At 57.1% G+C, this 22,881-nt stretch carries 24 protein-coding genes; 7 read left to right on the forward strand and 17 right to left on the reverse strand.

From position 1 onward, the window contains the following. Positions 1 to 12: 12 nt before the first annotated feature. The 10 genes from rpsO to rimP form a co-directional block, all read right to left on the reverse strand. Complete coding sequence (gene rpsO / locus EUU25_RS04825) at positions 13 to 282, reverse strand: 30S ribosomal protein S15 (RefSeq protein WP_158898788.1); 270 nt, start codon at positions 280 to 282, stop codon at positions 13 to 15. A gap of 24 nt (positions 283 to 306) precedes the next feature. Continuing rightward, positions 307 to 1,224 carry a tRNA pseudouridine(55) synthase TruB gene (gene truB / locus EUU25_RS04830; RefSeq protein ID WP_158898790.1) on the reverse strand — a complete coding sequence of 306 codons (918 nt, stop codon included), beginning with the start codon at positions 1,222 to 1,224 and terminating at the stop codon, positions 307 to 309. A gap of 45 nt (positions 1,225 to 1,269) precedes the next feature. Beyond that, positions 1,270 to 1,698 (reverse strand): DUF6491 family protein, encoded by a 429-nt coding sequence (locus EUU25_RS04835; protein ID WP_222848829.1) that lies wholly within the window; start codon positions 1,696 to 1,698, stop codon positions 1,270 to 1,272. Positions 1,699 to 1,740: 42 nt separating this feature from the next. Continuing rightward, a complete protein-coding gene (locus EUU25_RS04840) occupies positions 1,741 to 2,322 on the reverse strand; it encodes a thymidine kinase (RefSeq protein WP_158898792.1) in 582 nt (193 codons plus the stop codon). A 22-nt stretch (positions 2,323 to 2,344) separates the two neighbouring features. Then, complete coding sequence (locus EUU25_RS04845; RefSeq protein WP_158898794.1) at positions 2,345 to 2,863, reverse strand: hypothetical protein; 519 nt, start codon at positions 2,861 to 2,863, stop codon at positions 2,345 to 2,347. A 97-nt stretch (positions 2,864 to 2,960) separates the two neighbouring features. After that, entirely contained in the window at positions 2,961 to 3,362 is a 402-nt protein-coding gene (gene rbfA / locus EUU25_RS04850; RefSeq protein ID WP_158898796.1) for a 30S ribosome-binding factor RbfA, read from the reverse strand. A 142-nt stretch (positions 3,363 to 3,504) separates the two neighbouring features. Next, positions 3,505 to 6,030, reverse strand: a complete 2,526-nt coding sequence (infB, locus tag EUU25_RS04855; protein WP_158898798.1) for a translation initiation factor IF-2 — start codon at positions 6,028 to 6,030, stop codon at positions 3,505 to 3,507. Positions 6,031 to 6,051: 21 nt separating this feature from the next. Next, entirely contained in the window at positions 6,052 to 6,762 is a 711-nt protein-coding gene (locus tag EUU25_RS04860) for a DUF448 domain-containing protein (protein WP_246162912.1), read from the reverse strand. Then, complete coding sequence (gene nusA / locus EUU25_RS04865) at positions 6,740 to 8,350, reverse strand: transcription termination factor NusA (RefSeq protein WP_158898803.1); 1,611 nt, start codon at positions 8,348 to 8,350, stop codon at positions 6,740 to 6,742. Before nusA ends, EUU25_RS04860 begins: the two co-directional genes overlap by 23 nt. Further along, on the reverse strand, positions 8,343 to 8,921 hold the full coding sequence (gene rimP / locus EUU25_RS04870; protein WP_187351292.1) for a ribosome maturation protein RimP: 579 nt from the start codon (positions 8,919 to 8,921) through the stop codon (positions 8,343 to 8,345). The genes nusA and rimP overlap by 8 nt, the downstream gene beginning before the upstream one ends. A gap of 181 nt (positions 8,922 to 9,102) precedes the next feature. Here rimP and EUU25_RS04875 point away from each other — a divergent pair, with 181 nt between their 5' ends. Beyond that, on the forward strand, positions 9,103 to 10,242 hold the full coding sequence (locus tag EUU25_RS04875; protein WP_158898805.1) for a PQQ-dependent sugar dehydrogenase: 1,140 nt from the start codon (positions 9,103 to 9,105) through the stop codon (positions 10,240 to 10,242). 23 nt (positions 10,243 to 10,265) lie between these two features. On the opposite strand, the gene EUU25_RS04880 is transcribed toward EUU25_RS04875, so the two are convergent. After that, complete coding sequence (locus EUU25_RS04880) at positions 10,266 to 11,123, reverse strand: DUF1499 domain-containing protein (RefSeq protein ID WP_158898807.1); 858 nt, start codon at positions 11,121 to 11,123, stop codon at positions 10,266 to 10,268. Between the two features lie 138 nt (positions 11,124 to 11,261). On the opposite strand from EUU25_RS04880, the gene EUU25_RS04885 reads away from it, so the two are divergent. Further along, positions 11,262 to 12,497, forward strand: coding sequence for an MFS transporter (locus EUU25_RS04885; protein WP_158898809.1), 1,236 nt, complete (start codon positions 11,262 to 11,264; stop codon positions 12,495 to 12,497). Positions 12,498 to 12,502: 5 nt separating this feature from the next. Then, on the forward strand, positions 12,503 to 12,982 hold the full coding sequence (locus tag EUU25_RS04890) for a GNAT family N-acetyltransferase (RefSeq protein WP_158898811.1): 480 nt from the start codon (positions 12,503 to 12,505) through the stop codon (positions 12,980 to 12,982). A gap of 11 nt (positions 12,983 to 12,993) precedes the next feature. Here the strand turns inward: EUU25_RS04890 and EUU25_RS04895 are convergent, their stop codons facing one another. Both EUU25_RS04895 and EUU25_RS04900 read right to left on the reverse strand, forming a co-directional pair. Beyond that, positions 12,994 to 13,461 carry a CREC-EF hand family protein gene (locus EUU25_RS04895; RefSeq protein ID WP_158898813.1) on the reverse strand — a complete coding sequence of 156 codons (468 nt, stop codon included), beginning with the start codon at positions 13,459 to 13,461 and terminating at the stop codon, positions 12,994 to 12,996. Between the two features lie 40 nt (positions 13,462 to 13,501). Beyond that, the gene (locus EUU25_RS04900) at positions 13,502 to 14,101 is read right to left on the reverse strand and encodes a squalene/phytoene synthase family protein (RefSeq protein WP_158898815.1); all 600 of its coding nucleotides are present in this window, start codon (positions 14,099 to 14,101) and stop codon (positions 13,502 to 13,504) included. Between the two features lie 135 nt (positions 14,102 to 14,236). On the opposite strand from EUU25_RS04900, the gene EUU25_RS04905 reads away from it, so the two are divergent. Genes EUU25_RS04905 through EUU25_RS04915 form a run of 3 tightly spaced genes read left to right on the forward strand, consistent with a single transcriptional unit; the run spans position 14,237 to position 17,908 of the window. After that, positions 14,237 to 16,579, forward strand: a complete 2,343-nt coding sequence (locus EUU25_RS04905) for a TadE/TadG family type IV pilus assembly protein (RefSeq protein ID WP_158898817.1) — start codon at positions 14,237 to 14,239, stop codon at positions 16,577 to 16,579. Positions 16,580 to 16,584: 5 nt separating this feature from the next. Then, complete coding sequence (locus EUU25_RS04910) at positions 16,585 to 17,211, forward strand: TadE/TadG family type IV pilus assembly protein (protein ID WP_158898819.1); 627 nt, start codon at positions 16,585 to 16,587, stop codon at positions 17,209 to 17,211. After that, entirely contained in the window at positions 17,204 to 17,908 is a 705-nt protein-coding gene (locus EUU25_RS04915) for a TadE/TadG family type IV pilus assembly protein (protein WP_158898821.1), read from the forward strand. The genes EUU25_RS04910 and EUU25_RS04915 overlap by 8 nt, the downstream gene beginning before the upstream one ends. Before the next feature lie 22 nt (positions 17,909 to 17,930). Here EUU25_RS04915 and EUU25_RS04920 read toward each other — a convergent pair whose 3' ends face one another. The 4 genes from EUU25_RS04920 to eno form a co-directional block, all read right to left on the reverse strand. Then, positions 17,931 to 19,295, reverse strand: a complete 1,365-nt coding sequence (locus EUU25_RS04920) for a pyruvate dehydrogenase complex E1 component subunit beta (RefSeq protein ID WP_158898823.1) — start codon at positions 19,293 to 19,295, stop codon at positions 17,931 to 17,933. Next, a complete protein-coding gene (gene pdhA / locus EUU25_RS04925) occupies positions 19,295 to 20,365 on the reverse strand; it encodes a pyruvate dehydrogenase (acetyl-transferring) E1 component subunit alpha (protein ID WP_158898825.1) in 1,071 nt (356 codons plus the stop codon). Before pdhA ends, EUU25_RS04920 begins: the two co-directional genes overlap by 1 nt. A 126-nt stretch (positions 20,366 to 20,491) precedes the next feature. Continuing rightward, complete coding sequence (locus EUU25_RS04930; RefSeq protein ID WP_143775380.1) at positions 20,492 to 20,803, reverse strand: FtsB family cell division protein; 312 nt, start codon at positions 20,801 to 20,803, stop codon at positions 20,492 to 20,494. A 44-nt stretch (positions 20,804 to 20,847) separates the two neighbouring features. After that, positions 20,848 to 22,122 (reverse strand): phosphopyruvate hydratase, encoded by a 1,275-nt coding sequence (gene eno, locus EUU25_RS04935; protein ID WP_158898827.1) that lies wholly within the window; start codon positions 22,120 to 22,122, stop codon positions 20,848 to 20,850. A 185-nt stretch (positions 22,123 to 22,307) separates the two neighbouring features. Here eno and EUU25_RS04940 point away from each other — a divergent pair, with 185 nt between their 5' ends. Next, entirely contained in the window at positions 22,308 to 22,829 is a 522-nt protein-coding gene (locus EUU25_RS04940; protein WP_158898829.1) for a hypothetical protein, read from the forward strand. Positions 22,830 to 22,881 lie beyond the last annotated feature (52 nt).

Raw genomic sequence — 22,881 nt, forward strand, 5'->3', positions numbered from 1 at the left:
GCTTTCGCATAATTACTTGCGAAGACCGAGCTTCGCGATGAGTGCGGCATAACGGTCCGCATCAATTTTCTTCAAATAGTCCAGAAGCGAACGACGCTTGTTGACCATCATCAAAAGACCACGACGCGAGTGATTGTCCTTGTGGTGATCCTTGAAATGACCCGTCAGGGTGTTGATACGGTCGGTCAGAATGGCAACCTGCACTTCAGGCGATCCGGTATCGTTAGGCTCGCGAGCATGCTCTTTGATAACCTGGGCTTTACGTTCTGCAGTAATAGACATATTTTTCCTTCGAACATCATGGTTTTAAAGGTTAAAGCCACGGACGGATCTTAATTCTCCGTCGATGTTCTCCACCAGCGCAATAGGCCGCATTTCCGCGTCCCTCGCCCAATGTAGACCATCTTTCATGGCAATCCCGGTCAAGACGCGACCCTGTTGGATCGCCCTTGCCTGTTCCGGGGAGAGATCAAGAGCCGGGATGTCGACCAGCCCTGCCTCTATCGGCAAGATAATGTCTTCTTGGGCCGCCCCTTGGCCGAAAGCATTCAGTTTGTCCAGCGAAATCGCGCTTTCCAGGTCAAATGGTCCGGCGCGCGTCCGGCGGAGCATCGTCACATGACCGACCGTACCAACAGCATAAGCGATATCTCGCGCCAGCGAGCGGATATAAGTGCCTTTGGACACATGCGCCGAAAAGGTCACCGAATTCAACGGCCCATCTGCGGATGCATCCTCCAGAGAGGGTGACACCGACACGACTTGCAGCTCATACACCGTGACGCCGCGCGCCTTCATCTCCACATCTTCGCCTGCCCTCGCCCGGTCATAGGCGCGTTTACCGTCGATCTTGATCGCGGAATATGCCGGCGGGATTTGCTCGATCTGCCCTGTAAAGCGCGGCAAGACGGCCTCTACCGCGCTGCGTGTTGGCCGATGGTCGGACGTGGCAACAATGTCCCCTTCCGCATCCAGGCCGCTCGTTTCAGTTCCGAACGCCAGGGTGAACTGATAAATCTTCGATGCATCCAGCATCCGCCCGCACAATTTGGTGGCTTCGCCCAAAGCAATGGGCAGGATACCTGTGGCCAGCGGGTCCAACGTGCCGCCATGGCCAACCTTGATCTTCCCGAACCCGGCTTGGCGCAAATTGCGCTTTACCGCAGACACAGCTTGCGTAGATCCCAGACCCAGCGGTTTATCCAATATGATCCAGCCGTGCATGCCGTGCCTTTAGGGCACCATGGCCGCAAGTCAATTTGCCGCAATTCAATTTGAGGGCGCAGCAACCTCTTTGCCCGCGGCGATTGCCGCCTTGCGCAGCTTCTGCCGTTCCTTGCGGGGCAAGGGTTTTTCGGAGGTCACGAGGCTTACCAACGGGCATTTCCAGCCGCGCACGACAATGGAGCTAAACTTGTCGAAAGTTGCCGCGCCGCCTGTGTCAAAGCCGATTGCCTGCGTAAAATTCAAATCCTGGCATCCACCTTGCAATTCGGCATAATACCAGCGCCGGTGCTGGTCTTCCAGCCATATCCCGTCGGTGCCGTCCGCTTCGAAATTGCGGATCGCGCCGTAGTTCGGAAAAACTATGCTGCTTTCCACGCCCAATTCCGGCCACACATGCGGCTCAGGCTTTTTGGCTTGGGCCGGAACGGCCAGTATGAGCGCGCCAAGCGCGACGAGGAGAGTCTTGTTCATAGAGCAACACTAATCGGACGAAAATGAACCGCCAATTAAAATTCAGCTCCGCGCCCGCGCTTCCATAAAATGCTTCCGGCACATCGCTACATAGCGGTCATCGCCGCCGATTTCGGTCTGCGCGCCATCAATCACGGCTTTGCCGAACTCGTCCACGCGCAAATTCATGGTCGCCTTGCGGCCGCAGTCGCAGACGCCTTTCAGCTCCACCAGACTATCCGCAATACCAAGCAGAGCCGCAGAACCGGGGAATAGCTCGCCCTGGAAATCGGTACGCAGGCCATAGCATACAACCGGAATATTGGCTTTGTCTGCCAGACGCGCGCATTGCCACACCTGCTCTTTCGACAGAAACTGTGCCTCGTCGACCAAAATGCAGGCCAGCGGGCTTTCCTGATGCTGGCGCAGCACGGCGGCCTCAATATCGGTAGTTGCCTCAAACCGGCTTGCGTCACCCGCAAGACCGATCCGCGAGCTGATGGCGCCAAAGCCGGGCCGGTCGTCGATCGCCGCCGTCCACAACATGACCTTCATTCCACGCTCGCCATAGTTGAACGCCGCCTGCAGCAAGGTCGACGATTTTCCGGCGTTCATGGATGCGTAGTAGAAATAGAGTTTAGCCATCAGTTACCCGCCGTCATCCCATTCAACTTATCCACGTATCGAGCCTTTCGACTACGATCCATTTTCCAACCATATTTTTTTGCAGTGCAAGCAATTGTCCGCTTCCGCATAAGGGGCCACAAATAGAGCCGACTTCAACAAACACAAAATGACCCGATTTGACCGGGAGCGAAACATCGATTGTACGATACTTATAGAATGAGTCGTCCTCACCGATGCCGGCGCGAATGTTATTCGGACAAGTTGTGTATTCTGATACATTAGAAGGGAATGCGGTCGCACCATGCTTGCGAATTTGCTTGGTATTTTCAGCAGTTATCAGCTTCTTAAATGCGCGATCCACTTCTGCTTTTTTAAACCATTTAAAGTTCGGAGGCAGTTTTGTTTTTAGGTCATCCAATTCGCTGTAAATATCGTCCAAAGGCGGACTGAATTTTGTGCCTATGCAAAATGTTTGAACGGGCCCCCATTTCTCATTCGCGTCTTCCGAAATAATCATCTCAGCAATTTCAGCTTGCTCAGCGCGACTTGCAATTGCCACTGGTCCTTCTGAAAGGGATGGCATTCCGCAGGATGTAACAAACACCAGCAACGTGCAAACACCTATGGACTGGTGATTTTTTAGAGGTGCGATTACCCTAATCGCTTCCTCCCAAATCCTGTTGCACCTTGGGCGCGCTTAACAGGGTTTCAATGTGAGTCGCCTGGTCAAAGCTGTCGTCCGCAAGGAATTTCAGCTTTGCCGCATATTTCATGCTCACGCGCGATGCGACTTCCTTTTGGAAGAATGCAGTGTTCGTGCGCAGCGCTTTCAGAACCACTTCCTCATTCGCGCCGAGGAGCGGCTTGATGAAAGCCGTCGCGTGGCGCAGGTCGGGTGACATCCGCACTTCGGTGACGCTGACGCTGTGGCTGTTGAGGACATCGTCATGCACTTCGCCACGCGCGAGCAGTTCCGACAGAATATGGCGGAATTGCTCGCCTACACGCAGCAAGCGGACGGAGCGCCCTTCTGGCGAGACATCATTATGTTTGGCCATCAAAACAACCTCATTACCGGAACGGCTGTCAAAACTACAACCGAGGCTACGGTCCAGAACAAACAACCGTCAAGCATACAGCCACCTGCTTTCTTGGCGCGTTCAAACGCCTTATCGTCAGCGGCTTCCTGCTCCTCCTCGGTCACAATGTCCGTTCACGCTCCTCGATTTCGAAGACTTCAAGCATATCGCCTGCCATGACATCGTTCGTGTCGGCCAAGACAACACCGCATTCGAGGCCCGCGCGGACTTCGTCGATGTTATCCTTGAAGCGACGCAGCGATGCGATTGTCGTTTTCGAAACGATGACATCGTCGCGGGTAAGACGGGCGTGCAGGCCCTTCTTGATAACGCCTTCGGTAACCAGAAGACCGGCTGCCTTGTCGCGTTTGCCCGATTTGAACACGTCCTTGACTTCGGCACGACCGACGACCGTTTCGATGATTTCCGGACCCAATTCGCCAGCCATCTCTTTCGCGATGTCGGCGGTCAGGTGATAAATCACGTCGAAATATTTCAGGCGGACCCGATCGCGCTTGGCGAGTGCAGCGGCCTTGGTGTTCGGACGCACGTTGAAACCGATAAGCGGCGCGTTGGACGCGGCTGCCAAAAGCATGTCGGATTCGGTGATACCACCGACACCGGCCAGCAAAACGCGGACCTTGATATCATCGGTGGAGATATTGTTGAGCGCGGTAACGATCGCTTCGACCGAACCTTGCACATCGCCCTTGATAACCACCGGATATTCTTTCGCCCGTGTGGCCGACAGATTGTCGAACAGATTTTCAAGGTTCGGTGTAACCTGGGCCGTACGGACCTTGGTCGACTGTTCCTTACGATAAAGGGCAACTTCGCGAGCGCGTGCTTCATTTTCGACAACCGTCAAAACGTCGCCTGCCGAAGGCACGCCGGTCAGACCGAGCACTTCCACAGGTGTTGCAGGACCTGCTTCGGTAACCTGCTGGCCCTTGTCGTTGATCAAGGCACGGACTTTTCCGCTCTCCGACCCGACAACAAAGATGTCGCCACGCTTCAGCGTGCCGCGCTTGACGAGTACCGTCGCAACGGCACCGCGTCCCTTATCGAGTTGGGCTTCCACCACGATTGCTTCGGCTGCGCGGTCAGGATTGGCTTTCAATTCCATAACCTCGGCCTGAAGCGCCAGTTTTTCGAGCAATGTGTCGAGGCCGGTCTTTTTCAGTGCGGAGACTTCAACATCCTGCACATCGCCGCCCATCTGTTCGACGATCACTTCATGTTCGAGCAGACGTTCACGGACCTTCTGCGGGTTCGCGCCTTCCTTGTCGACCTTGTTGATCGCGACGATCATCGGCACGCCAGCTTCCTTGCTGTGCTTGATGGCTTCGATCGTCTGCGGCATCAGGCCGTCGTCAGCGGCGACAACGAGGATCACGATGTCGGTCACCGAAGCGCCGCGGCGGCGCATCTGGGTGAAGGCTTCGTGACCCGGTGTATCAAGGAAGGTAATGACGGAACCGTCCTTCGCCTTCACCTGATAGGCGCCGATATGCTGGGTAATGCCACCGGCTTCACCCGACACCACATTGGCACCGCGCAAGGCATCAAGCAGCGAGGTCTTGCCGTGGTCGACATGGCCCATGACCGTGACAACCGGCGGACGCGGCTTTTGCGTTTCGGGTGCATCGACGTCTTCGTCATGCACGATGTCGACATCGGCGTCGGAAACACGGGTGATGTTGTGGCCAAATTCTTCGACCAGCAATTCTGCGGTATCCTGGTCGATCGTCTCGTTGATCGTGACAGGCATGCCCATCTTGAACAAGGCCTTGACCAGGTCGCTGCCCTTTTCGGCCATACGGTTGGCGAGTTCCTGCACCGTGATGGTTTCAGGCACGACAACATCGCGGCTCTGCTTGGGCTGCTGTTGACGGTTGCCACCGCCATGCAGGCGCTTTTCCTTTTCGCGGGCACGCTTCAACGCGGCGAGCGAGCGGGCGCGTGCGCCTTCATCATCATCAAGCGCGCGGGTTACGGTCAGCTTGCCGGACTGGCGGCGATCGGCGGTGCGGTCACGGGTCGGGCGATGCGGTGCCTTTTTGGCTTCCTCGCGCTCACGCTCGGTCGGTGCCGGGGCAGCCGCAGGACGCTTGGGCGATTCCACAGGGGTAAAGCGGCGTGGCGCAGGTGCGGCTCCGTCGTCATTGCTGACGGCAGGTTCGGGTTCCTGCTCCACAACAGGCTCAGGCGTGGGTGCAGCAGGTGCTTCTTCCGCCTTGCGGTTTTCTTCGGCGCGGCGCTTTTCTTCTTCGGCAGCACGGGCGCGCGCTTCGTCTTCGCGGCGGCGGCTTTCTTCGAGCATGGCAAGGCGGGCTTCTTCCGCTTCGCGCAGCAACTTGGCCTGACGCTCCTGACGGCTGAGCATGTCGTTTGGCGCAGGACGTGGCGCAGGGGCCGCAGCTACAGGAGGCGGAGGTGGTGGCGGGGGTGGTGGCGCGGGGGCGGCGACCTCGGGTTCGGGTGCGTATCCGGGCTTGCCTACCAACTTCTTGCGCTTCACCTCGACCACAACCTTGTTGGTGCGGCCGTGGCTAAAGGTCTGTTTGACTTCACCAGACTCGAGCGAGCGGCTCAAGGTAAGCGGCTTGCGCGTCAATGTCGGCTTGTTATTGGTATCATCACTCATCGAAACAGAACCCGTCCTTACTCAGTCAATAGCGGAGATGTCAGTATCACGGCCCCGCGCGTCCGAAGCATTGCTTGCGGAATCGAGGGGCGCCTTACTGCATCCTTTGAAATTTAGCCAGCGTCCAAGATGATGCATCACCCTGTCCGCTGCTTTTTGATCGATCAAGGCAACATGCACAGCATTCTGCCGTCCAAGCGCCGCCGACAACGCATCCCGGTCCACCGGAAGCTTTACGCCGCCCTTGCCGGAACCTTCGGCATCTTCGCCCACACGCCAGGCTTGGTCACGCTTGCCGCTGCCGTCGGCGCTTGCGTCCGATGCGTGGAGCAAAAGCCGGACCTGGCCGCTGCGGGATGCTGTATCGATTTTCTCGGCACCCAAGATAAGGTGCCCTGCCCTTGCTTCCAAGCCCAGCCGGTCAAGAAAAGCCTTTTCTAGCCCGCGGTCAATGCGTCCGGCAAGGTCATCGATGATCTCGATTTTGTCCGTTTTGAAAGCACGGCGCAGCAATCCGGCCAATTTGCCCTTGGCCTGAGCCTTGGACAATTCGGCGTGGTCGACACCGATCCAAGCGCCACGACCGGGGGCCTTGGCGAAGAGATCTGGTGCCACACTGCCGTCTGGACCGAGCGCGAGCCGGATGAGCGCGGCGCGTTCGCCATGCTCACCCGATAATATGCACTTCCTTATTGGGGAGTGTCGGTCCTCATTGGGAGTTTTCCGCTGCAACGGCGTCCTCCTCTTCAAACCAATGTGCGCGCGCGGCCATGATGATTTCATTGCCTTGCTCTTCCGACAATCCGAAGGTTGCCAGAATTCCGGCCTTGTCTTCGGTGCGGTTGCGGCGCGTTTCACGATCGCTCCGTTCGTTCCGGCGCGGTTCGCGGGCCTTCTGGATCAGTTCGTCCGTGGCAAGATCCGCCAGATCGTCGAGTGTCTTGATGCCCGCCTTGCCCAACACAACAAGCATGGCTTCGGTCAGGATCGGCAGTTCGGCAAGCGCATCGTCAACGCCCAGTTCGCGGCGCTCGGTGCGGTTGGCTTCTTCACGACGCTCAAGAGCTTCTTGTGCGCGGCTCTGCAATTCGGCGGCGAGGTCTTCATCAAAGCCTTCGATCGCGGCGATTTCCGACGGATCGACATAAGCGACTTCTTCCAGTTCGCTGAAGCCTTCGGCAACCAGCAACTGTGCAAGCGTTTCATCAACGTCGAGTTCCTGCTGGAACATTTCCGAACGCTCTACAAATTCCTTCTGGCGCTTCTCGCTCGATTCCGCCTCGGTCATGATGTCGATACCGCGACCGGTCAATTGCGACGCCAGACGGACATTCTGTCCGCGACGGCCAATGGCAAGGCTCAGCTGATCGTCAGGTACAACAACTTCGATGCGGCCTTCTTCTTCGTCGATGACAACGCGGCTAACCGTTGCGGGCTGCAGCGCGTTCACGATGAAGGTTGCGGTATCTTCCGACCAGGGGATGATGTCGATCTTTTCACCCTGCATTTCCTGAACAACAGCCTGCACGCGGCTGCCCTTCATGCCGACGCAGGCGCCGACAGGGTCGATGCTGCTGTCATAGCTGATGACACCGATCTTTGCACGGCTGCCGGGGTCACGCGCAGCGGCCTTGATTTCGATCACGCCGTCGTAAATTTCGGGAACTTCCTGCGCGAACAGCTTCTTCATGAAGTCGGGATGTGCACGGCTCAGCAAAATTTGCGGACCGCGATTTTCACGCTGCACCTTCATGATAAGGGCACGGACGCGGTCGCCATTGCGGACAACTTCGCGCGGAATTTGCTGGTCGCGGCGGATGACGCCTTCGGCACGGCCGAGGTCGACCACAACATGGCCAAATTCGACGGACTTCACGACACCGGTGATGATTTCACCCGCACGTTCCTTGAACTCTTCATATTGACGCTCGCGCTCGGCATCGCGGACTTTCTGGAAGATGACCTGCTTCGCCGACTGGGCATCAATGCGGCCCAGATCAACAGGAGGCAGCGGGTCGACGATAAAATCACCAACGGCCGCACCCTTTTGCAGCTTTTCAGCCTGCTTCAGGTCCACCTGCTTGAAATAGTCTTCAACTTCTTCGACGACTTCCACAACGCGCCACAAGCGAAGATCACCGGTCTGGGTGTCCAGCTTTGCGCGGATGTCGTTCTCGGCACCATAACGTGCACGGGCAGCACGCTGGATCGCTTCTTCAAGCGCCTCGACGACAATCGCCTTGTCGATCATCTTCTCACTGGCAACTGCATTCGCAATTGCGAGCAATTCAGCCTTGTTCGCGGCAATCGTATTAGCCATTGTCTTCGTCTTCCTGTGCTTCGTCGTTAATGGGTTCCGCCTCGACTTCGTCGGCCCCATCACTGTTGATGGGGGCAGTCGACGCAATCAAGCGGTCTGTCAAGAGCAGCTTGGCATGGCCAAGTGCGGAATAAGGGAAAGTCAGGCGGCCCGCCTTACGGTCGTCCACCAAAATGGTCTCGCCTTCGACACCAGCCAGATCGCCGCGGATATTCTTGCGGCCATCCATAGGCTCGGCCAGCTCGATCTTGGCCTCATGCCCTGCCCAATCGGCAAAATCGGCGAGCCGCGTCAGCGGACGGTCAATACCCGGCGAGCTAACTTCAAGGCGATAGGCCTCTTCAATCGGGTCAAGTTCGTCAAAACGGTCGGAAATGCGGTGCGACAAGGCCGCACAGTCATCGATACCCAGTTGGCGCGTGTCAGGACGTTCGGCCATCACCTGCAATGTCGGCTCATCGCTGCCCTGTGCGCCGTTTTCAAACCACGCGACGCGCACCACATCAAAGCCAAGGGCTTTGGCTTCGGGCGCGATCAATGCGGCTAACTTGTCTAAATCGGGCAACGTCATTCTTTCTGTTACAGCAAGCAAGGCTTTAGCGCGCCGGCCCCATCCGGCGCCAACCGTTCCAAAATCTCGCGATGTAAGGATGTGACCCGTATATATCTCGCATCGGGATTATGCAAGCCTCTTGCTATTGGAACATCGACAACCCAATTTGCGTTCATCCGAAGAGAAGGAGCATCCCCCAATGAAGAAAATCCCCCTTTTACTGTGTACCTCGTTTCTTGCCGCCGCATGCCAGCCGTCGGTCAGCGATGCGGCCCCCACCAGCAGTGGCGACAAGCCTTTTGAAACGACCGTGGTTGCCGATTTCGACGAACCTTGGGCAATGACATTCATTCCCGGCACGCCCTATGCGCTGGTTACCGAGAAAAAGGGAAAGCTGAAGCTTTGGGAAAATGAAGGCGCTGTGGTCGACGTCGAAGGCGTCCCGACCGTTGCCTATGGCGGTCAGGGCGGCCTGGGCGATGTCATTCTGCATCCCGACTTTGCCAATAATGGTTATGTCTATCTTAGCTATGCAGAGGCAGGCGAAGGCGGTTTTGGCGCGGCGGTTGCACGCGGCAAGCTGGACCTGAAAGCTGCGAAGCCGGCCTTGACCGATGTACAGGTTATCTGGCGGCAGGAACCCAAGGTGTCAGGCCAGGGCCATTATGGTCACCGCATGGCATTCGGCCCCGACGGCATGCTCTATATCAGCAGCGGCGAGCGACAGAAATTCCAGCCTGCGCAGGACCTCAACCAAAATCTGGGCAAGATCGTGCGATTGACCGACGGCGGAATGGTCCCGTCCGACAATCCCTTCTACGATCAGGGCCGCATCAAATCGCAAATCTGGTCCTATGGACACCGCAATCCCTTGGGTATCGCGTTCGATGCACAAGGTCGTTTGTGGAACCAGGAAATGGGACCTGAGGGTGGAGACGAATTGAACCTTGTCAAAAAGGCGGCAAATTACGGCTATCCCAAGGTATCCAACGGCCGCAACTATGGTGCCGCAACCGACGACTTGCCTGATCATGCACCCGGGGACGGATTTGAAGCACCCAAGGTTTTCTGGAACCCGGCAATTTCGCCGGGCGGTCTGATGATCTATTCAGGCGATCTGTTCAAAGACTGGAAAGGCAGCGCTTTCATAGGCGGCCTAGGCGCAAAGGCGCTGGTCCGGGTCAAGCTGGATGGCGAAAGTGCCACCAAGGCCGACCAATGGGACATGGGCGCGCGTATACGCGAGGTCGAACAAGGTCCCGATGGTGCGATCTGGGTGCTGGAAGACCAGCGCGCAGGTTCCGAAGGGCGGCTGTTGAAGCTCACCCCCAAGAAATAACAATAACCCGTGACGGCGGCGCTTTAACGCGCTGCCGTCACTGTTCCTGTCAAATCACCTAAAAATGAGCGGACGCGCTTTGCGTTCATGCCAAGGTCGCTGACCCCGACGCGGCTGACGGAGCGCATATCGACGACGCTGCCCTCACCCGTATCGGTCGGACGAACGCGAATGACGACATCGTCCTTGAACCGGAAAAAGGCACTTGTTTCGGTTGCTTCCAACCTTCCCTCTTCGGGCAGAGATACCGCGATATCCCAGCCGCGGTCTTTGGCAAGACGCTCGGCTTTTGCAACTACCGTGGGTACTGGCTCGTTAATCCGGACAGAGCGAATATCGCCATAGGATTTCTGGTGAACTGTCACCCAACGCTGCTGCGGTGTCAGGCCCTTCATTTCCGCATCATCGGCCCCGGGGACATTATCCAGATTATCCGCGCGCAATTGCAGCGTCTGGAAGGATGGCGGGTCTGCCAAGTCGGTCGAGATATCGTGGATGGCCGGCACTGTCAGCGCCGAGGCCAAAAAGGTGCCGACCCAGCCAACATAGATGAGAGCCGCCAGCATCCCGACCCAGCGGCGGGTGCGTGGCGGAGGCGAAATAGACTTACGTGCGCGCCATCCGAACAACAGGCCGAACAGGAGCGCACCGATGCCAAGGAAGAATGCCCAGGTGACGCCCTTTAGCCCGCTGGTATATTCCCAAAAACCCCAGCCCGTGCCAACGGCAGAGACAAGGCCCCACAAAAGTGCGCCGACACCGGCCACGAGAACAAGCGTTCCCTGAAAATCGAATTTCTTCTTTTCGGTTACCGGTGACGGGGCGGGTTGGGCTACCGTTACGGTCTCAACCGTTTCGGCTGGAATTTCCTGATCGTTCAAGGTCTGCTCCCTCATGATTTCGGTATAACATCAGGATGCTAATCGAAGTTCCCGTCCAAGGCAATTTTGCTCTACTGATATAATGTAAAGACATGACAATCCGTTGGACAAAATGGGGTCTAGCTGACAGTAGGCGGCATGTTTACCGACCCCGTTCTGCAGAAACGTGCGCAACGCTTCGTCCTGTTGACGGTGTTCATATATGCCGTGGGCTTCGGCATAATTACACCGGTTTTACCCGAACTGATCCAGGAATTGAGCGGCGCCAGCCTGTCGGAAGCAACCCGTTTGGGGGCATGGATTGGCGCGGCATATGCGATCTTCCAGTTTCTTCTTGGCCCCTTGATGGGCAATCTGGGTGACCGCTTCGGTCGTCGCCCCGTGTTTTTGTTTTCCCTGTTCGGCTTCGGTGTCGACTTCCTTCTGATGGGGTTGGCACCCTCGATCATCTGGCTGTTCATCGGCCGTTCCATTGCGGGCGGCCTGGGTGCGATTTTTGGTCCCGCGAACGCCGCCATGGCCGATATGTCCCGCGCGGAGGATCGGGCGGCGAGTTTCGGTAAAGTAGGCGCAGCCTTTGGATTGGGGTTCATTTTGGGACCGGCCTTGGGCGGGCTGCTTGCCGATTATGGAACCCGCCTACCTTTCATTCTTGCCGCGGCGCTTGCCTTTGCCAACGGGATCTATGGCTATTTCGTCTTCCCCGAAACGATGCCCAAAGAACGGCAGAGGCCCTTCCAATGGCGGCGCGCCAACCCGTTGGGGGCCTTGGCCAATCTGGCGAAGATCAAAGGCATATTGCCGATCGCATTGATCTATTTCCTGTGGGTGTGGGCGACCAATATCTACCCCGCGACATGGACCTTTTTCGCCCCCATCCAATTTGGTTGGGACAGCAAGATGGTCGGCATTTCCCTCACGCTGGTGGGGGTTTCGCTGCTGCTGTTCCAGTCGCTCGTGATCGGCCGCGCCGTGAAACGCTTTGGCGAGCGGAATACCGCGATCATCGGCATGGCGTTCGGTCTGGCAAGCTTCACGATTACGGCATTTCTGACCAATGGTGCGATTGCGCTGCTGCTGAATGTGCTGAACGGATTTTCCGGTATGGCCATGCCCGCGATCAACGCCATGATGTCCCGCCGCACTCCGCCGAGCCAGCAAGGCGAATTACAGGGTCTGAACGGCAGCATGTCCGCCCTCGCCTTTTTGATGGCGCAACTGGTCTACAATAATATTCTCGCGACCTTCACCGCCGACGGGGCGCCTGTCTATTTCCCGGGCGCGCCTTTTCTGGTGGCGGCGGGGTTGAGTGTGGCGACCTTGCTCGCCCTGTTACTCGTGTCGAAACGCGAACCTGATCCCGAACAGAATTGACGACCATGCCTTTGCTTTCCCTGAACCAAATCCCGTTTGAGGATGTTGAAACGCTTCTCGACGACGCCTTCGGCACAGACCGGCACCTGCGCACGGCCTATAAGCTGCGTCAGGGGATGCCGGTCGTCGACCATCTTTCCTTTGGCATTGTCGAAGACCAGCAATGCATTGGCAGCATCCAGTGTTGGCCGATCGCCGTTAACACCACGCCGATCCTGTTGGTCGGCCCTGTGGCGGTTGCACCTGCCTGGCAAAATCGGGGGCTAGGCCACCAGTTGATGAACGCCATGCTCGCTGAGATCCGGCCGGATGATCCACCCATGGTGATGATTGGTGACCCCGAATATTATGGACGCTTCGGTTTTGATGCCGAAGGTACAGGGCATTGGACCCTGCCCGGGCCTTGGGAACCGCGCCGTTTGTTACTGCGCAACCCGAATGGCACGGCACTTCCTTTCCATGCAGAATTGGGCCCTCGGCGTTAATCTGACCGCAGTCAGCAACGGCAGGCCGGCTTCGGCGCCACTTTCGGGCGGGTGCGGACGAACTCCTTGCGGGTCAGCAAGCTGTCTCGATTGACATCCGCCACCGCAAAACGCTCGCCAGTTGCGACCGCCCATTCTTCAAATGTGAGCAGATTGTTTCCATCCCTGTCGAGCTGCCGGAAAGCTTTGGTCCGGCTGCCCATCATTTCGACCCGCGAGATGAGTTCGTCGCGGTTTCGGTCATAGCGGTTGAAACGCACCTCTTCCCGGCTCGCCTTGGGTGCCTCGGGCGGGATTGGCGGGGCGGGTCCGACGAGCGGCGCGTCTGGACCTGCGGAGGGTAGCGCATCATCCATAGCGGCGGGCGGCGGCGGGGCGATTGGTATCGCATTTTCTGTCGACGCTTGTATCTGCCAGAGCCAAAAACTACCCGCCATGAACAGCAGGGCGGCCAATCCACCAACTAAAATTCTGTGCAATTCCATACCCCTAGCATGAAATGACGTCATGACCGCAAAATCAGCGTCCCGTCAAGCCATGCCAAATTAGCCGGGGCCCAGACACACCCCTCGACAACATCACCAGAAGGGTAAGTGGCCGCAACGGGCGCTGGCTCGGTAGTGTTTCTGTGTGAAGTAATAGGGTCGCGGGCATGGCTTTGGGATAGCGGGTCGCAAGATCGCGCTTGGCCCATTCCTGTGCCATGGCACCCACCAGTATATCCTTTGCCAACAGGCGCACATAACCGCCGAACACCGCCTCCCCCCGCGCAGACGCAAAGCTGTCGAGCAAGGCATCGGACCATTGCTCCTCCATCAACAGCATTTCCCATGCGTCGACCAGTCCGTGCGCAGCGGCGGTCAATTCCGGTCGGTCCATTTCCGATAGAGCCGACAGCAGCGGTTCCCCCTTCGGCCGCTGCCCCGGCGCAGCATTTAGCGCGTCCCGCCACCAAGCCAGTTTGAGCTGCCCGATCATCGGTTCTGTGATCCGGCTCACAATATCCGACAGCCGCTCGTCAAACTGCAAAAGCAGCGCAAACGCATCTCTAACCTTTGCGGGTGCATAGACGATTGCGAGTCGCTGGGGCGGTGAAAGTTGGTCGAAAGATGCGGTCATTTTCCCAAAACCCAAGAGATCTGCAGGGCAAATCAAAGTTAACGGGCCACTAACCATTTAAATTTAAGAAGCACTTACTCTGATTTGGTAATCACTAACATTGAATTTTAATCTGTGGAACAGGGGAACGCCACAATGTCTGCAAAGACCGACGCTGAAAAGCGGACCGGAATTCTCGCACGTCTGCGCAAGGACCAGTCTGGCAACACCGTAGCGATATTCGCGGCGGCTCTTTTTCCTATGGCCGGATTGGTCGGCGGCGCGGTCGACATGGCGCGCCTCTATTCCGTGAAAAACCGGCTTCAGGCTGGTTGCGACGCAGGATCGCTCGCCTCGCGCAAAATCATGGGCAATGGCCGCTGGGACGTCAACAATGACGGCAACCGCAACAACGACGCGACCTATCTGGGCGGGTTGCAGATGTTCGATTTCAACTTCGAAAATGGCTATCTGGGTTCCGAAAACCGGACGCGCAATTTTGTTGAATCCAACGGCACCGTAACGGGCACAGCATCAGCCGACGTCCCGATGACGCTGATGCGTATATTGGGTGAAGAAGAACGCACCGTATCAGTGACCTGCACCAGCCAGATGAAAATTCCGCACACCGACGTGATGTTCGTGTTCGACGTGACCGGATCGATGTCGAGCGCCATTCCAGGTGACCCTACTGGTCTGTCCAAGATCAACGGCCTGAAGCGAGCTACCAAATGCTTCTACGAAGCGCTTGCCCGCCAGAATATCGACGATGTTGCGCCGGCCGATTGCTACAAGACGTCCAACCCCATCGGCGACTTGTCGACCCTGACGCAGCTTCGCTTCGGCTTTGTGCCGTTCGACGAGCAGGTCAACATCGGCAACATCCTGCAGAATGGTTATTATAAGAACACGCAAACCTTCCAGTCGCGCGAAGCGAATCTGGAAAATGTGTGGACCTGGACCTTGGGCACGGCAAGCACGATCACCGGCTGGCTGAATGACTGGTCGCCCTCTGCGCCGCCGACAAGTCCTTACCATACGCGGCAAAGCACAAGTAGTTGGACGAACGTGACGTCGGGGAGTGTAACTACGCTTCAAGGCTCGAAACCGTTCCGTCAAACTGGGGCGACCAACAGTTCAAACTGCAACAGTAATTACAACACCCTGTCCGGCAGCAGCAACCAGTTAACCGGGCTCACCGAAAGCGGCGGCAGCACGACAACCGTCGCGATTGGCACCACTAACAATCCGCCCGTCTATCCGGCGACGGAGCAGGTAACCTCGCATGAACAGAGGCGCGCGTATACGGTCACACAATATCGCTATGTCTGGGAATCCCGTAGCGGCGTCACGGGTTGCTTTCTGGAAAGTCGGAACCATACGACAACCTATAACAAAATCCAGACAGGCGGCACATCGACCCGTCCCATAGACTGGGTCCAGCGCCAACGGATTACCGGCTGGGTATATAAGCCTGTTACATTTGATGTATCGTCTCTCAAAGCAGGCGGCGGTGATGACACGAGCACGTCCTATAACGCGTCGATCGCCCTGCCGCTGAACGAAACTACGGTTGCCGTAAATCTTTCGGGCCAATCCAGTGCGTCCAACATCAAGATCATATCCAACGCGACCGTTGCCTGGAGTGGCTGCATCGAAGAACGGCAGACCGTTCGGGATGAAGATGGCGATCCAAGCGACGACTTCAATCCGATTCCGGACGATGCGTTCGACCTCGATATCGACATGATTCCGGATACCGGCGATGAAGCGACCCGTTGGGGTTTCCAACTGGCGAATGCCGTCTGGGGCCGTCACGAGAACGTCTATAATGCCACACTGGGCTATAATGAGCCAGTCATCGGTGATGTCTGGCGTGCCACAACAAGCAGCAGCAACCCTGCTGGCATGTCACGCAACACCAGCCCAGGCTGCCCGACGGCCGCGGCCCGGAAATTGGCGACCTATCGCGATGCAACCGGTGCTACCAACTATAAGAATTATGTGAATGCCTTGCCCACGGGTGGCAACACCTACCACGACATTGGCCTCATCTGGGGCGCGCGTTTGATGTCGCCGACCGGCATTTTCCAAGCCGAGAATGCGACAACGCCAGATGGTCAGGAAATCCAGCGTCACATGATTTTCATGACCGACGGGGAAACCTATAACGTCGGGAACAACTATACTCCTTACGGCATTGAAAGCTGGGATCGTCGGCGCACGGCATCGGGCTCGGCGCCTACATTGGCTGTGCTCAACGCCAATACTGATGCCCGCACGACCGCGTTGTGCACGGCTATCAAGAATATGGGGAATAACGGCGTGACGCTGTGGGTTGTCTATTACGGAACAACCGATTTCGCGACGACCGAACGGATGAAGAACTGCGCAACATCACGCAACAACCACTTCTTCCAGGCGTCCAACACGCAGTTGCTGATCGAGTCCTTCAACAAGATCGCTGAATCGATTTCCGAACTCAAGCTGACGGGGTAATCACAATGCTTACCAAATTGCACAAGCCATTTTTGAAGTTCGTAAATGACCGCGAAGGTACGTCCATCGTCGAGTTCGCGGTTATTTCACCGGTGATGTTCACGCTGCTCTTTGGCGGCTTCGACTTCGGCCATACGCTCTATATGCAGTCTGTTCTGCAAGGTGCCATCAACAAGGCGGCGCGTGACTCCGCCCTGGAAACCGGCACAGTTGCGGAAATACAGGCCGCAGTCGATCAAAAGGTGATCGACCAGGTGACCGCTGTCCATCGCACCGCTGAATTCGACGCGGATAGCTTCAGCCGCTCTTATTTCCGGACGTTCACCGATGCAGCTTTCCCGGAAAGCGAAGTGTGGGATGATACCAACAGCGATGGCGAATGTAATAATGACGAAAATTACATCGACGAAAACAACAACAGCTCATTCGATGAAGACGGTATCGCCGATGGTCAGGGTTATACCCGCGACGCGGTGAAATATTCCGCGACGATCAGCTATGATCGCCTGTTTCCATTGGCCGGATTGCTGGGTGTCAGCGACCGCGTGGAACTGTCTGCGTCGACCGTGATTGCAAACCAGCCCTATGGGCAAAAGGCTGCGGCCATTACGCGAAAGTGTGAAGATGCGTAAGAAACTCCGGAAATTTTTGGGCAACTCGCCTTCGATAGCGAAGAATGAAAGCGGGCTCGCGTTGATCGAATTCGCGTTCATCGCGCCTGTCTTCATGGTGTTTGTGGCTTCCGGCGCGGAGTTGGCCAATTACGCCAATGATTCGACGCAGGTATCGCAATTGGCCTTGCAGGTCGCGGACAACGCCGCACGTATCGGCGAAGGCGACCCGCTCGCCAACAAGAAGATCACCGAAACGCAGATCAATGACTTGTTCACCGGTGCCGAAATTCACGCGGGCGAACTCGACATCTATGGCAGCCATGAAGAAGACGGAAATATGGTGCCGAACGGTCGGATCGTGTTGTCCAGTCTGGAAACCGTGGCCAACCCGAACCCTACCGGCAAATTGAAAATTGCCTGGCAACGGTGCCGCGGCCTTGCGACCACCTATACGCCGCAATATGGCGTAGCTGGTCAGCCAAGCGGTCTAAATATGAATGCGATGGGTCCTGCTGGCCGTCAGGTCACGGCTCCTGCCGGGACACCGGTCATGTTTGCCGAAGTGCATTACCGCTATCGGCCGTTGTTCCTGAATGGCTTTGCCATCAAGGACTATGAAAATATCAACGCAATTGCCGCAATGATGGTTCGCGACGCGCGCGACTTGACCCAGGTCTACAATACCGAGGCTGCTCCAGCCGCGACCTGCACCTGATTAAAATGCGTGCTGCTGGGTCTTAACGACCCAGCACCTTGCGCACCCCTGCCGCGATTTTGGCAGGATTGACGAGCGCCGCCTTTTCCAGATTGGCCGCATAAGGCATCGGCACATCTTCGTTGGTCACGCGGATCACAGGTGCGTCGAGGTCGTCGAACCCGTCTTCCATACAAATGGCGACGATTTCGCTCCCGATCGAGCAGACCGGCCAGCCTTCTTCCGCAATGACGAGACGGTTTGTCTTCGCAAGGCTTGCAAGAATGGTTGCCTTGTCGAGCGGGCGGATAGTGCGCAGGTCGATGACTTCAACACTAATGCCTTCGCCAGCCAGAACTTCCGCTGCCTCCAAGGACATGCCTACCCCGATAGAATAGCTGACGAGGGTGACATCGGTCCCTTCCCGCATGATGCGCGCCTTGCCGATGGGCAAAACATGGTCATCGAGATCGGGAATGTCGAATGTGCGGCCATACAGCAGCTCGTTTTCAAGGAATACGACCGGATCTTCGCACCGGATCGCGGCCTTCAACAGACCCTTTGCATCGGCCGCATCATAGGGACTGATAACAATCAGGCCGGGGACGCTTGCGTACCATGGCGCATAATTCTGGCTGTGCTGTGCGCCCACACGTGCAGCTGCACCGTTCGGGCCACGGAAGACAATCGGGCACCGCATCTGGCCACCCGACATATAATTGGTCTTGGCAGCCGAGTTGATGATGTGGTCGATAGCCTGCATCGCGAAGTTGAAGGTCATGAACTCGATAACCGGCCGCAATCCGCCCATCGCCGCGCCGGTTCCGATACCGGCAAAGCCATATTCGGTAATCGGCGTGTCGATGACACGGCGCGCGCCAAATTCGGCGAGCAAGCCTTGGGTGACCTTATACGCGCCTTGATATTCGGCGACTTCCTCGCCCATCACAAAGACACGGTCGTCGCGGCGCATTTCCTCCGCCATCGCGTCGCGTAGGGCTTCGCGTAAGGTTAGTGATACCATCGCGGTTCCTGCAGGTACCGCAGGATCAGATTTTGCAACGGTCGCAACCGGTGCCGGGGCGGCAACTACAGGCGCCGCAACAGGCGTCACGGCAACCGGAGCGGGTGCGGCAGCGGGCGGTGGCGGCGGGGTGGCCGCTTCGTCATCGCCGGCGATCAACGCGATCACCGTACCGACCTTTACGCCATCGGTGCCCTCAGGGATGGTGATCGAAGAAATGACACCTTCATCCACCGCCTCAAATTCCATTGTCGCCTTGTCGGTTTCAATCTCAGCAAGAATATCGCCCGATTTGACGCTGTCGCCTTCTTTCACAAGCCATTTGGCGAGTGTGCCTTCTTCCATTGTTGGCGAAAGCGCAGGCATTTTAAGTTCGATTGCCATCAATATTGCTCCACCAGCACGTCGGTATAAAGTTCGTTCAATTCGGGTTCGGGCGAGCTTTCCGCAAAGTCGGCTGACTCGTTCACGATGGTCCGTATTTCTTTTTCAAGCGCTTTCAATTCGTCCTCACCAACGCCCATTTCCGCGAGATAGACCTTGCAGCCTTCGATAGGATCGCTGTTGTCGCGAACCGACTGGACTTCGTCACGGCTGCGATATTTGGCCGGATCGGACATGGAATGGCCGCGGTAGCGATAGGTTTTCATTTCCAGCAAGACAGGGCCATTGCCGCCGCGTACCCATTCGAGCGCGACCTCAGCCGCGCCGCGCACGGCAAGCACGTCCATCCCGTCGACCTGAATACCGGGAATGCGGAAGCTTTCGCCGCGGCGATACAACTGGTCTTCGGACGATGCGCGGTTGACGCTGGTACCCATGGCATATTGGTTATTTTCGATCACGAAGATGATCGGCAGTTTCCAAAGCTCGGCCATGTTGAAGCTTTCGTAGACCTGCCCCTGGTTGGAGGCACCGTCGCCGAAATAGGCAAGGCAAACGCCGCCATCGCCGGAATATTTATGGCCAAAGGCAAGCCCCGCGCCCAGCGAGACCTGCGCGCCGACAATGCCGTGGCCGCCGTAGAATTTGTGGTCGGTCGAAAACATGTGCATCGACCCGCCCTTCCCGCGCGAAATCCCAGCCGCGCGGCCGGTGAGTTCGGCCATGATCACATTGGGGTCTATGCCATAAGCAAGCATATGGCCATGGTCGCGGTAGCCGGTAATCACGCTATCCTTGCCGGGCGTCAACGCCGACTGGAGCCCAATCGCGACCGCTTCCTGTCCGATGTACAAATGGCAAAAGCCGCCGATCAGCCCCAAACCGTAAAGCTGCCCCGCCTTTTCTTCAAACCGGCGGATCAGCAGCATATCGCGGTAGAATTTCAGAAGTTCTTCTTTGGTCGCCTTATAGGGAACAGGCTCGGCTGGACGCTCCCGGTTTGCGCGGGATAGATCCTCGCTGACACTCGCTTTCTTGGGGGCGGATTTCTTCGCGGGGGTCTTGGCCAAAGCGTAATCCTCTGCTGCTATATTCAGGCGTTAAGTGTTTCCCGCCTAGTCAAATTCATGCGAGGTGAAAAGCAGTTTTCCGCTACGAAACAGGGTGCATAGCTATTCATTATGCGTTCCGGGCTATTACTTTAGCGGAACGACGACCTCGTCCGGCGCGACTACGTTCAGTTCTTTGCGCATCAATTCGCCGGCAAGATCGGGATCGACATTGTCGCGGTCCAGCAAAAGTTGCCGGTTGCGCAAGGCGTCCCGCTCCTTTTTCAACTGGGCCAACTCGATTTTCCGTTCGCTCAAGGCAGCGCGATAATCGGTCCAGGCGATGATCCCCGTAGGTCCGAGCAGCGCATATGATGCGATCCCCAGCAACGCGACAAGCGCCAGCCCCGGTCCGATGACCGTTTTGACATATTGGGGATTCTTCTTGCCTTGGGCCATGCCGAATTAGAACACCATTTTCAGCGCCAAGGCAAGAATGTGGATTAGCGGAATATGCTGCGCCCTGCGAATTGAGCGGCGGCGCCCAGCTCCTCCTCGATACGGATGAGCTGGTTGTACTTCGCCAACCGGTCCGACCGCGCGAGGCTACCGGTTTTGATCTGTCCGCAATTGGTCGCGACGGCGAGGTCGGCAATCGTCGCATCTTCCGTCTCACCCGAACGGTGCGACATGACCGCAGTATAGGATGCACGGTGCGCCATCGACACAGCAGCCAGCGTTTCCGTCAGCGTGCCGATCTGGTTGACCTTCACCAGCAACGAATTGGCAAGGCCCTTACCGATACCCATCGACAGACGTTCCGGGTTGGTCACGAACAGATCGTCACCGACCAACTGGACTTCATGGCCAATCTTGTCGGTCAACGCCTTCCAGCCTTCGAAATCATCTTCGCTCATGCCATCTTCGATCGAGCGGATTGGGTAGTCCTTGCACAAGGCGGCCAGATAATCGGCCATTTCATGCGGGCTGAGCGATAGCCCCTCGCCCGAAATTTCATATTTGCCATTTTTGAAGAACTCGGTCGCCGCGCAGTCGAGCGCCAAGACGACGTCGTCGCCAACCTTGAAGCCGGCCTTTTCAATCGACGCCATGATGAAGTCGAGAGCGTCACGGGTCGACGCCAGATTGGGCGCAAAACCGCCTTCATCACCGACAGCCGTGGCCAGACCCTTTTCATGCAGGCCCTTTTTCAAGGTATGGAAAATCTCCGAACCCCAGCGCACGGCTTCCGCGATGGAATCGGCGCCGACCGGCATGACCATGAATTCCTGGAAATCGATGGGATTGTCGGCATGTTCGCCGCCATTGATGATGTTCATCATCGGCACGGGCAGGACATGCGCGTTGACGCCGCCGACATAGCGGTACAGCGGCAATCCGCGCGCATCGGCGGCGGCCTTTGCAACCGCAAGGCTGACACCCAATATGGCATTGGCGCCCAAATTTGCTTTGTTATCGGTGCCGTCGAGGTCGATCATGACGGCGTCGATATCTTCCTGATCCTCCGCATCCAGATCAAGCAGCGCTTCGGAAATGGGTCCGTTGACGGATTCGACCGCCTGCAACACGCCCTTGCCCATGTAGCGCGCCTTGTCGCCATCGCGCTTTTCCACCGCTTCATAGGCGCCGGTCGAGGCGCCCGAGGGCACCGCCGCGCGACCGAAGCTGCCATCTTCCAGCAGCACATCGACTTCCACCGTCGGGTTCCCCCGGCTGTCCAGTATCTCGCGGGCGTGAATGTCGATAATTCCGGTCATGAAAGGCTCCATTTGGTGGCTGAGGGAACGTATGCGCGCCTCTATCGTTCTGCCTTTGATTTGGCAATGTTGCGCAGAGATAAAGATTTATAATCTATTTTGTGGTGCTATAGTTGACTAAGGCACCTTGAATACAAATATCTGATCTGTGTAACGCCCCACCCCTAACCCCAAGGAGTTCCGAAATGGTCGAAACCGCAAAACCCAAAGCTGCTGCCAAACCAGCGCCAAAGCCCAAAGCTGCCCCTAAAAAGACCACCGCCAAGACCGCTACCGCCGCAAAGCCGGCTGCAACATCCAAGGCGGTCGCCAAGGCAACACCGCCCAAGGGCAAGACAGAGAATGTTACCGCAAAGGTGAAAACCGACATGAATGATTTCAAGGCGAAAGCCACCGACAGCGCGAAGGCTGCCGCTGAAAAGGGCAAAGAACGCGCCACCGAAGCGGTTGGCAGCATCGGCAAGCTCATCCGCGACAGCGCCGCGACGATCGATGAAAATGTAGGCAAGCAATATGGCGACTACGCTCGTGGCGCCGCCGACGCAGTCGACGGCTTTGCAACCAAGCTCGACGCAAAGGATGTCGATGCCCTCGCAGAAGATGCCCGGCAGTTCGTCCGCAAAAGCCCGGCAGTTGCCATTGGCGCAGCGGCAGCGGTAGGCTTTGTTCTGGCCCGTCTGTTCCGTTCAGGTGGCAAAGACGCCTGATTTCCATAACAGTGGCATTGCCATAGACGGCCATTGGCCGTTAAGCGGGTGG

It is taken from the genome of Sphingorhabdus lacus (assembly GCF_009768975.1).
Classification (GTDB): Bacteria; Pseudomonadota; Alphaproteobacteria; order Sphingomonadales; family Sphingomonadaceae; genus Sphingorhabdus_B; species Sphingorhabdus_B lacus.